At 73.1% G+C, this 13,731-nt stretch carries 7 protein-coding genes; 4 read left to right on the forward strand and 3 right to left on the reverse strand.

Annotated features, from left to right (window positions below):
* Positions 1-3: 3 nt before the first annotated feature.
* Entirely contained in the window at positions 4-6,732 is a 6,729-nt protein-coding gene (locus AB0J55_RS17460; protein WP_364248933.1) for an SDR family NAD(P)-dependent oxidoreductase, read from the reverse strand.
* A 731-nt stretch (positions 6,733-7,463) separates the two neighbouring features.
* Here AB0J55_RS17460 and AB0J55_RS17465 point away from each other — a divergent pair.
* Positions 7,464-8,573 (forward strand): pyridoxal-phosphate dependent enzyme, encoded by a 1,110-nt coding sequence (locus tag AB0J55_RS17465; protein ID WP_364248935.1) that lies wholly within the window; start codon positions 7,464-7,466, stop codon positions 8,571-8,573.
* A complete protein-coding gene (locus AB0J55_RS17470; RefSeq protein ID WP_364248937.1) occupies positions 8,570-9,187 on the forward strand; it encodes a PAS domain-containing protein in 618 nt (205 codons plus the stop codon). Before AB0J55_RS17465 ends, AB0J55_RS17470 begins: the two co-directional genes overlap by 4 nt.
* 1 nt (position 9,188) lies before the next feature.
* On the opposite strand, the gene AB0J55_RS17475 is transcribed toward AB0J55_RS17470, so the two are convergent.
* Both AB0J55_RS17475 and AB0J55_RS17480 read right to left on the reverse strand, forming a co-directional pair.
* Entirely contained in the window at positions 9,189-10,037 is an 849-nt protein-coding gene (locus tag AB0J55_RS17475) for a hypothetical protein (RefSeq protein WP_364248939.1), read from the reverse strand.
* Positions 10,038-10,185: 148 nt separating this feature from the next.
* The gene (locus AB0J55_RS17480; protein WP_364249546.1) at positions 10,186-11,091 is read right to left on the reverse strand and encodes a glutaminase; all 906 of its coding nucleotides are present in this window, start codon (positions 11,089-11,091) and stop codon (positions 10,186-10,188) included.
* A gap of 125 nt (positions 11,092-11,216) precedes the next feature.
* Here AB0J55_RS17480 and AB0J55_RS17485 point away from each other — a divergent pair, with 125 nt between their 5' ends.
* Both AB0J55_RS17485 and AB0J55_RS17490 read left to right on the forward strand, forming a co-directional pair.
* A complete protein-coding gene (locus tag AB0J55_RS17485) occupies positions 11,217-12,608 on the forward strand; it encodes an amino acid permease (RefSeq protein WP_364248941.1) in 1,392 nt (463 codons plus the stop codon).
* A gap of 31 nt (positions 12,609-12,639) precedes the next feature.
* Positions 12,640-13,641 carry a LacI family DNA-binding transcriptional regulator gene (locus AB0J55_RS17490; RefSeq protein WP_364248943.1) on the forward strand — a complete coding sequence of 334 codons (1,002 nt, stop codon included), beginning with the start codon at positions 12,640-12,642 and terminating at the stop codon, positions 13,639-13,641.
* The last annotated feature ends 90 nt before the right edge of the window (positions 13,642-13,731 follow it).

The following is a 13,731-nucleotide window of genomic DNA, read 5'->3' on the forward strand; positions in this document are numbered from 1 at the left end:
GCGTCACCAGCCCGACGCGGTGTGGACGACGGCGGCGGTGTCCGGGCGGCCCCACGCCAGCTCCCGCAGCAGGCCGAGTGTCCCCTCTTCGGGGTCGATGAGGGCGATGCCGCGGCGGGCGTAGTCGCGCATCAGCTCGGGGGTCACCATGCCGTCGTGGTCGCCGGCCGGGGCCCACGGTCCCCAGTGGACGGTCACTGCGCGCCCGGCGGGCCACCGGCGGCCCAGTGCTTCGAGGGCGTCGTTCGCGGCGGCGTAGTCGGACTGGCCGCGGTTGCCGAGGGTGGCGGCGATGCTGCCGAAGAGGACCACGAACTTCGGCTCGTCGGGCAGGTCGGCGGTCGCTTCGAGGAGGGTGCGGGCACCGTCGACCTTCGTGCCGTAGACGCGCTCGAACGACTCCGGCGTCTTCTCGGCGACGAGCTTGTCCTCGATCACGCCGGCCGCGTAGACGATGCCGTCGAGGCGGCCGTGTTCGGCGTGGATCTCCTTGACCGCGCGGTGCACGGCTTCGGCGTCGAGCATGTCGACCGACTGGTAGCGGGCCGGGCTGCCGAGCTCGCCGAGTTTCCGCAGGGTCCGGCGGACCTCGCGTTCGCCCTGGATCCGGCGGACCGTCCGTTCGATCTCGGCGGGGTTCTTCAGGCCGGTGGCGATGAGCGCGGCGCGGAGCTCCTTGGCCGTCTCGGCCTGCGGGTGTTCGTCCTCAGCGGCGGGCACCGGCGTCCGGCCGAGCAGTTCGACCCGGCAGCGGGCGGCGCCGGCGAGGGTGGCGGCGAAGCGGGCGGTGATGCCCTTGGCGCCGCCGACGAGCAGGACGACCGAGTCGCGGTCCAGGCCGATCGCGGCCGCTTCGGCAGCGCCGTCGCCTGCCGGACCGGCACCGCCGGCGGCGAGCGGGCCGAGGTCCTGTTCGGCCGGTTCGATGCCGTGCCTGATGCCGCCACGGTGGACGACGACCGGCTCGCGGTCCCGGGTGGACAGTTCGGCTACGAGGGCGGCCGCGTCCGCGCCTTCGACGACCCGGGTGAGGGTGTCCGGGTACTCGCGGGCGAGACTCCGGTGGAAGCCGCGGAGCCCTTCGGCCGGTCCGGCGCTGAGCAGCCACCGAGGGTGGCCGGCGAGGGCATCCCGGTAGCGCGGGAAGGCGGCCGGCAGGACGGGGTCGAGGAACAGGTACCCGTCGAAACCGGGCCGGACCTCCGCACCGGTCTCGACCTCGGCGCCGTGGTTCTCGAGTTCGGCGCGGACGTCCCGGGTGCCGGAACCGACGACCAGGAACCGGCGGCCCGCGATGTCGAGGGCACCGGCGGGCGCGAGCGCGACCTCGGTCATGAGGTACCGCTTCGGCGCGACGATCACCGGTGCGGGCTCGCTCGACGCCGGCCGCGGTTCGTGGCGGCCGGTGTCGCCGGTGCCCAGCAGCTCGGCGATCCCCGCCGCCGTCCGGGCCTTCGCCAGCTCCTCGACGTCACCGGTACCCAGGCGGACGGTCAGTTCGCCGGCGATCTCGGCCCGTTTGATCGAGTCGATGCTCAGATCGGCTTCCAGGTCGAGGTCCGGCTCGATCATCTCCACCGGATACCCGGTCCGCTCCCCGATCACCGCCACCACGGTGTCCAGCACCGAGGTGGCCGGCGTGGCTGGCGGCTCATCGCCGATCAGCTCGACGATCGCCGCGGCCGTCCGGGCCTTCGCGAACTCCTCGACGTCACCGCCGGCGAGCCCCAGCCGGGCCGCCAGCTCGCCCGCGATCTCCGCCCGCTTGATCGAGTCCACGCTCAGGTCGGCTTCCAGATCGAGGTCCGGCTCGATCATCTCCACCGGATACCCGGTCCGCTCCCCGATCACCTCGACCACGGTCTCCAGCACGGACCGTTCCCGCGTCGCGGCCGGCACGACGACGGGCTCGGCGACGGGCTGGGCGACCGGCGCCGGGACCGGCGCTCGCACCTGCGCCGGGGCGTCCGCGCCGAAGAAGCCGAGGAGCACGTCACGCTGGGCCGCGATCATCTCGCGGCTCGTGCGCAGGAAGTCCGCGACCATCGCCTCCGACGAAACCGGCTCCGGTGCCGCGGAGACGCCGAGCGTGATCCGCTCGGCCGGGCGGAGGGCGCCGGCCGGGATCGTGCCGTCCGCGGCGCGCAGCAGGTGGCCGTCGACCGTCCACCCGGGACGCTTCGGCCGCGGGACCGCGGCGGCGTCGACCGCGTCGCGGCCGCGGAACAGCCAGCCGGTCCCGACGTCCACTCCGGACACGGCCAGCTGGGCCAGCGCGGCGAGGAAGCCGGGCAGTCCGCGGCGGCCCGGCTGTTCGAACCCGACAGTCCGGTGGGGACGGTCGCCGAGGATCGCGGCGACCTGCTTGGCCAGGACCGCACCCGGCCCGGCTTCGACGAACACCCGCGCCCCGGCCGCGTACATCGCCTCGACCTGCTCGACGAACCGGACCGGCGCGCCCAGCTGGGCGGCCAGCTCGCCGCGGACGGCGTCCGGTTCCGGCGGGTAGGGGGCGGCTGTCCGGTTGGCGTACACCGGGACAGCGGGCCGCACGACGCCGATCGCTTCGAGGGCGCGGCCGAACGCCTCGCCCGCAGGCGCCACCAGCGAGCTGTGGAACGCGCACGCGACCTGGAGGCGTTTCGCGCCGAGCCCGGCGGCCCGCAGGTGCCCGACGGCGGCCTCGACGTCGGCGGTGGGTCCCGAAATCACGGTCTGCTGCGGCGAGTTGTGGTTGGCCAGGACGACGGTGGCGAGCCCGGCGTCGGCGAGCACCTTCCCGGTCTCCGCGGCCCCGGCGGACACCGCGGCCATCGCGCCGGGGTCGTCCGGCGGCACGGCGTCGGCCATCGCGCCGGCTCGCGCGTGGCTGGCGTGCAGCAGCGCTTCCGGGGTGAGCGCGCCCGCGGCCGCCAGCGCCGTCAGTTCGCCGTAGCTGTGGCCGCCGAGCATCGCGGGCCGGACGCCGGCGCGGGTCAGCAGCCGGAACGCCGCCAGGCCGGTGAGGCCGAGCGCGGGCTGGGCGACGCGGGTGTCGGTGACGCGCCCGGCCTGCGCCTGCCGCGCCGGTTCCCCGAACACCGCCGGGCCGAACAGAACCTCGGCCGTGGCCGGGTCCAGGCGCAGGTACCGCTGCAGCTCGGGGAAGGTGACGAAGAGCTCGGCGAACATCCCCGGCCGCTGGCTGCCCTGGCCCGGGAACAGCACCGCGACCTCGCCCGGCTCCGTCCCGTCGCCGCGGAACACCCCCGGTGGTTCCTGCCCGGCCAGAGCCGCGCCCAGCCGGGAAACCAGCTCGTCCACAGTGGACGCCACGACGGCGAGCCGGATCCGGCCGCCCGCCGCTTCGGCCCGCCGGGACGCGCCGAGGGCCAGGTCGCGCAGCCGCCACGGCGCCCGGTCCGCCGGGACGTCGGTGGCCAGCGCCAGCACTGCCCGCGCGGCGGCCTCCGTGGTGAAGGTGAACAGCTCCGCGGGCCACTCGTCCGCCGCCTGCGCGGGCGGCACCCCGGGGTGCGCGCCGAGCACCACGTGGAAGTTCGTGCCGCCGAAGCCGAACGCGCTGACCCCGGCGAGCCGCTCCGCCGGCGGTGCGGCCCACGGCTGCGCCGCCGACTGGAAGACGAACGGGCTGGTCTCGGGATCCCACGCCGGGTTCGGCGACGCGAGGTGCAGCGTCGGCGGTTTGACGCCGGTGTGCACCGCCAGCGCGGCCTTGATCAGCCCGGCCAGGCCCGCGGCGCACTTGGTGTGCCCGATCTGGGACTTCACCGAACCGACCGTGCAGCCGCCCGGCGCGGCGCCGGCCTCGGTGAACACCTTCGTCAGCGTGCCGAGTTCGGTCCGGTCGCCGACGACCGTGCCGGTGCCGTGCGCCTCGACGAGCCCGACGCGCGCGGGCGAGACGCCGGCGTTGCGGTAGGCGCGGGTCAACGCGGTGTGCTGGCCTTCGGGCCGGGGTGCGGTGAGGCCGAGCGCGCGGCCGTCCGAAGCCGCGCCGACGCCCTTGATCACCGCGTACACGCGGTCGCCGTCGCGTTCGGCGTCGGCGAGCCGCTTGAGCGCGAGGCACGCGACGCCTTCGCCGAGCGCGATGCCGTCGGCCGCGCTGTCGAACGTCGCCGACCGGCCGGTCGTCGAGAGGGCGTGCGCCGAGGCGAACAGGAGGTAGTCGTTGATGCCGTTGTGCAGGTCCGCGCCGCCGCAGAGGACGAGGTCGCTGGTGCCGGCGGTCAGTTCCTTGCAGGCGACGTCGACCGCGGTCAGGGACGACGCGCACGCGGCGTCGACGGTGTAGTTGGCCCCGCCCAGGTCGAGCCGGTTGGCGATCCGCCCGGCGATGACGTTGGCGAGCACGCCGGGGAAGGAGTCCTCGGTGATCCGCGGCAGCCGTTCGTCCAGTTCGGACGGCAGTTCGCCCACATAGGACGGCAGCACGCTGCGCAGGGTCATCGCGTTCGACAGGTCGCTGCCCGCCTCGGCGCCGAACACCACCGATGTCCGGGCGCGGTCGAACGGCCGGTCGGCGTACCCGGCGTCGGCCAGCGCCCGGTGCGCGGCCTCCAGGGCCAGCAGCTGCACGGGTTCGATGCTGGCCAGCGACGACGGCGGGATGCCGTACCGCAGCGGGTCGAACCCGATTTCCGGCAGGAAGCCGCCCCAGCGCGACGGCGTCCGCTCCCCCTGGCCGTCCGGGTCGTAGTACAGCGAGGTGTCCCAGCGCTGCGGCGGGACCTCGGTGACCGCGTCGGTGCCGGCCAGGACGTTCGCCCAGAACGCGGCCAGGTCCGGGGCCTGCGGGAACATGCAGGCCATGCCGACGATCGCGATGTCGAGCGGCGCGGGGGCGGGTGGTTCCGCCTCGGTGACGCCGAACGCGGCGGCCCGCTCGCGCAGGAAGGCGTTCGCGCCCGCACCCACCGCGTGGTGCAGGTCGGCGATCGTGGTGACGGCCGAGCGGAGCACGGCCACCTCGCCCGCCATGAACATGCCTTCGGCGAGCTGGCGGTCTTCGCCGACGTCCCGCAGCTCGGCGCCGACGCGCTCGATCCCCTTGCTGGCCAGCCGAAGCCGTCCGACGTTGAGCGTCTCCAGCTGCTCCCACGCGTCCCGGCTCGGCACGCCCCGCCCGGCGAGGTCCGCCTTGATCGCCGCGTACTCCTCGGTGAACGGGCTGCGCACGCAGCGGGTGGCGTGGCCGGGCGCGGTTTCGAGGAGGTCGGTGTGCTCGGCTTCCAGGAGCCGGCGCTGGAACAGCGGGAGCACGGCGCCGGCGTCGACGGCTTCGCGGGTGAAGAGGTAGGCGGTGCCCATCAGCACCCCGATCGCCGCGCCCCGCGCGGCCACCGGCGCGGCGAGGGCGGCCACCATCGCGGCCGAGCGTTCGTCGTGGACGCCGCCGGCGAACAGCAGCTGCAGGTCCGCGGCCGCGTCGGGGGTGGCCGCGAGGAAGTCGCCGAGCACCCCGAGCTGCGCCTCCCACAACGGGAAGCTGGTGCGCGGGCCGACGTGCCCGCCGCACTCGGACCCTTCGAACACGAACTTGCGCGCGCCCGCCTCGAGGAACTGCTTCAGCAGGCCCGGTGACGGCACGTGGAGGAAGGTCGCGATGCCCGCCTCCTCCAGGGCCGCGGCCTGGGCCGGGCGGCCGCCGGCGATGATCGCGTGGGTCGGCCGCAGTTCGCGGATCACCGCCAGCTGCGCGGTCTTGACGTCGTCGGCGGCGAACCCGAGGACCCCGACACCCCACGGGGCGCCGCCGAGGGCCTCGCGAGTCCGCTCCAGGACGTCGCGGGTCTGCTCCGGGCCGGACAGGGCCAGCGCGATGAACGGCAGCGCCCCGCCCGCGGCGACCTCGGCGGCGAAGCGGGGCTGGTCGCTGACCCGGGTCATCGGGCCCTGCGCGACCGGCAGCGCGGTGCCGAACGCGCGGCTGCCCGCGCTCCCGGGGCCGAGGACGGCGTCCGGCACGCGCAGGGCTTCGCCGACGGCGTCGGCCAGGCCGCGCACCGCCGCGGTCACGGTGCCCCAGCGGTCGCGGAACCGGGTGGCGAGGAAGACGTCCTGCCCCGCCTCGACCGGCTCGGCGCCGCGGCGCGCCAGCACCCGGACGCCGTCCACGACGGTCGTTTCCGAACCGTCGAGGCCGGTGAGGGCGGCGGTGAGCCCGGACGGGAGTTCGGCTTCGGGCAGCAGGGCGAGCTGCGTGTCGACGACGACGCCGGCCGCGCCGCCCGCGACCGCGGCCGCGGCGGTGTGCGGTCCGATGCCGCCCGCCGCCCACACCGGGACGTCGAGCGCGTCGTCGGCGAGCAGGGCCTGCAGCAGCACGTAGGTGCTCAGTTCCCCGGTCGGCCCGCCGCACTCGTGCCCGCGAGCGATGAGGCCGTGCACGCCGCCGCCGACCGCTCGTGCGGCGGCCGCGCGGGAGCTCACCTCGGCCAGCACGCACCGGCCCGGGAAGTCCCGCGCCTCGCAGGCGGCGTCTTCGGTCAGCAGCACGGTGGTCACGGCGTCGGGCAGGTCCGCCGGCTGTGCCAGGCGTACGCCGAACGCCGGGATTTCCCATTCCCCCAGGAGCGCGAGCTCTTCCGCGGCCACGGCGCCGCCGCCGGTCAGGTCGAGGACGCCGAGCCCGCCCCCGCGCGCGGCGGCGGCGACCCCGCGCGCCGACGGCCATCGCAGTGGTGACACGGCGAGGACCAGCCCGGAGTCGCCTTTCGAGAGACGCATGGGAACTCCCGCTAAGCACGAAAGGGTGAACGGTAACGGGGAGTACTTAAGCGGGTTCCTTCCGTGCCGTCAACAACCCACCGCGATTTCATCGCCGTGGTTCAGAAAATTCGCGAGTGACCAGCCTGGTGACGCAAGAATTTAACGTCGCCGTCACGTTCCGGCGTCCGGCGAGCGGCACGCGTTTGCCCGGACCGGTTCCGCGGCGTGGTCCGCCCCGTGCGCACCGCCGGACGGCGCAAGCCATCCCGCCTGGTGGACTTACCGGCGTTACCCGGCCCGGACCACATCGACCGGCGGGTGCCACCTTTCCAGCCGGCCACCGCAACGTATCCGGAAGGTGATACAGCTGCACGGAACCGCGTTCCCGCCGAACCTCTTCGCCGGTTGCCAACAATGATTTCCGCCATTACACCGACCGCCGGAACAATCGGGCAAAGAATACGCAAACCGGTGCCGTGTTCGACCGGAAGTCCACAGTGGATTGCGCACATGCCGGGGTTCCCGGTGCTCACGGACACCGACGAGGCCGTCCGCTCCGGCCGCCGGGTACGGCCACGGTATTCGGGTGGCCACCTTCAGCGCTCCGGCCCGGGCGGTGGTGATCGAAATTTTCCATCTCCGCGTTACAAGCTTTTCCTGAGAAGAAGCTGAAGACATTTCGCGTACCAGCGAGTAGCACTGGACAGTACGTCTAGACTTGCACTGTTCGTCCAGACGTGGAGGTGGCGGTGGAGTACTGGTACACCGACGACCGCTCGGGGACGCGGTACCCCGGTGACCCCCGACGCTGGCGCGGCGATGACGGCGCTCCGCTGACCGTCGCGCCGCTGCCGGGCCTGCGCCCGGACGACGTCGACACCGGGGTCCGGTCCCTGTGGCGCTACCGGGCCGCGCTGCCAGGCGACCTCCGCCCGGTGTCGCTCGGCGAAGGCTGCACCCCGCTCGTCCCCCGGGCCTGGGACGGCACCGACGTCCGGTTCAAGCTCGAATGGTTCAGCCCGACGGGCAGCTTCAAGGACCGTGGGTCGAGCGTCATGGTGTCCGCGCTGGCCGGCGCCGGGGTGCGTGAGCTGCTGGAGGACAGCTCGGGCAACGGCGGCTCGTCGGTGGCGGCCTACAGCGCCGCGGCCGGCATCGCGGCGACCGTCCTGGCCCCCGAGGGCACGTCGCCGGCGAAGGTCCTGCAGGCCCGCGCGTACGGCGCGGCCGTCGAACTGGTGCCGGGCACCCGCGACGACACCGCCGCCGAGGCGGTCCGCCGGTCGGCGCGCACGACCTACGCCAGCCACAACTGGCACCCCTTCTTCCTGCAGGGCACCAAGACCCTGGCCTACGAGCTGTGGGAGGACCTCGGGTTCCGGGCGCCGGACGCCGTCGTCACGGTGGCCGGGGCCGGCAGCATCGTGCTGGGCTGCGACCTCGGGTTCGGGGAGCTGCTGGCCGCGGGGTCGATCGCGCGGCGCCCGCGCCTGCTCGTCGCCCAGCCGCGCAACTGTTCCCCGGTCGACGCGGCCTTCCACGACCGGCAGCCACCGCCGTTCGCCCCGACCGTCGCCGAGGGGACGGCGATCCGCCGTCCGGTCCGGCTGCCCGAAGTGCTCGCGGCCATCCGGCGTTCGGGCGGCGACACGGCGGCGATCGAGGAGGACGCCATCGCCGCGGCGGCCCGCCGCCTGGCGTCCCTCGGCCTCTACGCGGAGCCGACCAGCGCAACGGCCGCGGCCGCGATCGACGTGTTCCGCGCGCGGGGCGCGATCCGGCCGGGCGAAACGACGGTGGTCGTGCTGACCGGCTCGGGCCTGAAGGCGGCGGACAGGCTGCGGGAGCTGATCGGATGAGCGAGGACGAGCTGCTGCTGCGCGAGGCGGAGAAGATCGCCCACGCGGTCGGCCGGATGTTCCCGGGCTTGTGCGAAGTGGTGCTGCACGACCTGCGCGACCCGGCCCACGCGGTCCGCGCGATCGAAGGCGGCCTGTCCGGCCGCGCGGTCGGCGACCCGGCCACCGAGCTGGGCTTGGCCCGCATCGCCGACCCGCAGTTCCCGGACGTGCTGCAGAACTACCCGAACCGCTTCCCGGACGGCCGCCCGGCGAAGAGCACGTCGATCGGCCTGCGCAATTCGGCGGGCGAGTACGTTGCGGCGCTGTGCCTGAACCTCGACGTGTCCCTGTTGGGCCCGGCGGCCCGGGCGCTGACTCGCTTGGCCCGCACCGACGAGCCGGCACCGCTGGCGGAGTCCCTGCGCGCGCGAACGGCCGACGAGCTGCGGGCGCTGGTCGAGGACTACGCGACCGAGCGCGGCCACACGCCGCGGAGCCTGCCGGCGTCGGGGAAGAAGGATCTCGTGCGGGAGCTGAAGGCGCGGGGGTTCTTGGAGGTGAAGAACGCGGTGCCGGCGTTGACCGATCTGCTGGGGATCTCGCGGGCGAGCGTGTACAACTACCTGCGGTGAGTCAGGCTTGGGGCTGAGTTTCCGCCTTCTCCGGGGCAACCGAGGTTCCGACCGGAATCGAAAGGGCGAAGCAGAGGATGCCGCCCATCGACAACCCCGACCAGAGCGCGAACACGGTCGTCGACAGTCCGGCCTGCAGCGAGGACGACGGATGCAGGAAGTGCGCGGCGCACAGGAAGGACGCGGTCGGCACCACGAACAGCCAAGCACCGGCCAGCCACGTCCATCCGGAACCGGGCCGGTCGATCGCGTCGATCCAGGTCGCAACCTTCTTGACCTTGCTCATCTGCCGAAGCAGAAGGGCGACCACGATCGGTCCGAACAAGACACTGATGTGCAGGCCCCACAGCAGGAGCGAGAAATCGCCTGCCGAGTTGAAGACCGCGAAGATGTCGTCGTAGCCGAATACCAGGAACAGTGCTGCAATGACGACTCCGCCGACGAGCGTCGCAGCTGCGCTGTGGCCGACCCGATCGTCGGTGTCGCCAGGCGTGCCGTCCGCGCGGCCCTCCCGGAACATGATGAGGATGAGGGCCAGCGTCGAAAGGGCACCGACGGCGAGCGTCGATCCCGCGATGCCGAACAGGTAGCTCGCATGCTGAGCGGCGGGCAGGATGGCCGCGGGGTCAGTCGGCGAAGGCATCCCGGACAGCAGGACGAACATGTAGGCCGCGGCGAGCAGGGTCACGAGACAGATCGGCCCGAACCTCCGGGTCGTCATCCAGTGCGAGGCACTGCTGCGCGCCGGCGCGACCCCGAGCTGGACGATGATCGACAGGACGATGGCGGCGAGCAACGCCGCGAAACTCGCGGCAGAACCCGCGGACTTGACTGCGTCCCAGGTCAGCATGAGCGGAGCCCTCTCGGCAGCTGCTTCGGTGATTGCCACCAAGGTCGGCGGCCCCGGCTCCGGTGTTACGCACCGGCTTCCCCCATGGGTCGAAGACCCGAAGTTGCGACAGGGACGTTGACCACCGGTCCGAGCGGCCTGCGGTGAGTCAGAAGATCGACCAGCCGGTCAGCGTGGTGAACCGGTCGAGCGCCGCCACCCCCGCCACCGAGTTGCCCCGCGCGTCCAGGCCCGGGCTCCACACGCACACCGCGCACCGGCCCGGGATGATCGCCACAATCCCGCCTCCCACGCCGCTCTTGCCCGGCAACCCCACCCGGTACGCGAATTCGCCCGCCGCGTCGTACGTTCCGCACGTCAGCATCACCGCGTTGATCCGCTTCGCCGCGCTCAGGCTCAACAGCCGCGAGCCGTCGTTACGGAGGCCGTGGCGGGCCAGGAACAACGCCGAGCGCGCGACGTCGGCGCAGCTCATCGCGATCGAACACTGCCTGACGTACTGGTCCAGCACCGCCGGCACCGGATGGCGCATGTTGCCGTAGGAAGCCATGAAGTACGCCAACGCGCGGTTGCGGTCCGCGTGCGCCGCCTCGGACGCCGCCACCTCGGAGTCCACCGCGATCTCGGGGCGGCCGCTCTCCTGACGAAGGAACGCCAGCAGTGCCTCCACCGCATCGCCGTGGCGGGCGAGCTCGTCCGTCACCACCAGTGCACCTGCGTTGATGAACGGATTCCGGGGAATGCCGTCCTCGTGTTCGAGCTGCACCAGCGAATTGAACGGATCACCCGACGGCTCGCGGCCGACGCGCGCCCACACGCCGTCGCCGCGGGACAGCGTCAACGCCAGTGTGAACACTTTGGACATGCTCTGCACGGAAAACGGGTGCTGCCAGTCGCCGACGCCGTGGACCGCACCGTCCACTTCGGCCACCGCCATGCCGAACCGGCCCGGTTCCACCCTGGCCAGCGCCGGGATGTAGTCGGCGACGGCGCCGCGGCCGATCTCCGGCGCGACGTCGTCGGCTATCCGGTCCAGCAGCGCCGCGAGATCCACGGCCGTAGCGTAGAAGGCGCCCTCGGCCGGGCGGCGCGCACCCCCGGCAGTGATCTCCCGCACACCTTAAGTCTTCCTTAGCCTGCTTGGTGACCCGCCGCACATCGCTCTAGCGTCTGGCAACCATGGATTCCTCGCTGCTCACCGAAAAAGGTGAAAGCTATTCGAAAGCGCTGGGCAACCGCCAGGTGCAGATGATCGCCATCGGCGGCGCGATCGGCGTCGGGCTGTTCCTCGGCGCCGGCGGCAAGCTCCACCAGGTCGGCCCGTCGCTGATCTTCTCCTACGCGATCTGCGGAATCGCCGCCTACTTCGTGATGCGCGCGCTCGGCGAGCTCGTCCTGCACGAGCCCAGCTCCGGCAGCTTCGTCACCTACGCGCGGAAGTTCATCGGCCCGTGGGCCGGGTTCGCCTCGGGGTGGATGTACTGGGTGAACTGGGCGATGACCGGGATCGCCGAGATCACCGCGGTCGCCATCTACGTCCACAAGTGGCTGCCGGACGTGCCGCAGTGGATCACCGCGCTGATCGCCCTGGGTGTCCTGCTGGCGGTGAACCTGCTGTCGGTCAAGGTGTTCGGCGAGCTGGAGTTCTGGTTCTCGGTGGTCAAGGTGCTGGCCATCGTCGTCTTCCTGGTCGTCGGCGCCGGCCTGGTGCTGACGAGCGCGGACATCGGCGGCAGCAGCGCCGGCGCGCACAACCTGACCGGACACAGTGGACTCTTCCCGGCCGGCGTCGGCGTCGCGCTGATGACGCTGCAGGCGGTCATCTTCGCCTACTCGGCCATCGAGGTGGTCGGCATCGCCGCCGGTGAGACGAAAGACCCCCGCAAGGTGCTGCCGAAGGCGATCAACGGCGTGGTCTGGCGGATCGGCGTGTTCTACGTCGGCTCCGTGCTGCTGCTGGCGATGCTGCTGCCGTGGCCGTTCTACAGCGGCGACGAGAGCCCGTTCGTCACGGTGTTCAGCCGGCTCGGCATCCCGGGCATCGGCGACGTGATGAACGCCGTGGTCCTGACCGCCGCGCTGTCCAGCGTCAACTCCGGCCTCTACTCCACCGGCCGGATCCTGCGCTCGCTGGCCGAACAGGGCGAGGCGCCGTCGTTCGTCAGCCGGATGAGCCGCCGGCACGTGCCCTACGGCGGCATCCTGTTCACGTCGGTGGCCTACGTGCTGGGCGTGGTGCTGAACTACCTGGTGCCGAAGGAGGCGTTCGACATCGCCATCGCGATCGCGTCGCTCGGCGTGATCAGCACCTGGGCGACGCTGATCTTCTGCCAGCTGCGGCTGCGGCAGGCGGCCCTGCGCGGCGAGCTGGAGCGCCCGTCGTACCGGATGCCGTGGGCGCCCTACAGCGGCTGGGCGACCCTGGTGTTCCTGGCCCTGGTGGTGGTGCTGATGGGCTTCTCGGACGGCGCCGAGAAGGTCGCGTTCTACTCCATCCCGGTGCTCGCGGTGGTCCTCGCGGTCGGCTGGCGGTTCGTGGTCAAGCGCCGCGAACGCACCCCGGCCGGATAGCGGGCGGGCCGCGGGCGGGCATACTCGACGCGTGTCCTCGAGCAGCACGGAACCCCGGCGGGTGACGATCCACGACGTCGCCCGCTCGGCCGGGGTGTCGCGGCAGACGGTGTCGCGGGCGCTGAACGACAAGGCCGAGATCGACGGCTCGACCAAGCAACGCGTCCTCGACGCCGCCCGCGAGCTCGGCTACCGCCCCAGCCGCTTCGCCCGCGGCCTGGTCCGGCCGGAGACCACCACCATCGGGCTCGTCGTGCCGGACCTGCTCAACCCGTTCTTCACCGAGGTCGCCTCCGGGGCGCTGGCGGCGGCCCGCACCCGCGGCTGGCACGTCGTCGTCCACGACACCACCGACGACCCCGAGCAGGAGCTGGCCACGCTGCGGGTGATCGGCGCCCAGGTCGACGCGGTCGCCGGGTACTTCGGGCGGTCCGACGAGGACCTCGACCGCCTCACCGCCGGCATCCCGGTCGTGCTGATCGGCCGGGAGCCGCGCACCCCGCGGTTCAGCGGCATCCGGATCGACGGCGAGGACGGCGTCCGCGAGGCCGTCGCCCACCTCGTCTCCCGCGGGCACCGGCGGATCGGCATGCTCGACGGCCGGCCGGCCCCGACCGTCCGCCGGCAGTGGTTCCTGCGCGCCGCCGCCGAGTGCGGGATCTCCGTGCAGCCGGGCTGGATCGCGGGCGGCGCCCAGAGCGTCGACGGCGGCGGGGCGGCGCTGGCCACCCTGCTCGCCGCCCACCCCGACGTCACCGCCCTGTTCGCGTTCAACGACGTGATGGCGATCGGCGCCCTGCGCGAGGCGCGCCGGTTCGGCCTGCGCCTGCCCGCCGACCTCGCCGTGATCGGGTTCGACGGGCTCGCGCTCGGCACGCTGGTCGAGCCCGAGCTCTCCAGCGTCGCGATCGACACCCGCGCGGTCGGCGCGCTCGCCGTCGAACAGGCGGCCCGGCTCGTGACCGGTGCCGAACCCCTCGGCCCCGGCGAACTGGTCGTCCGCGCCCGCCTCCACCTGCGCGAATCCGCCTGACTGCTTGACACCCGGTCCCGTCGCGCAGCACACTGCGGAGCGGTCCGTGAACGTTCACGGGAACGTTCTCGGACGACGTGGCGAGCGCGG

The organism is Amycolatopsis sp. NPDC049688, from assembly GCF_040674975.1.
GTDB lineage: Bacteria > Actinomycetota > Actinomycetes > Mycobacteriales > Pseudonocardiaceae > Amycolatopsis.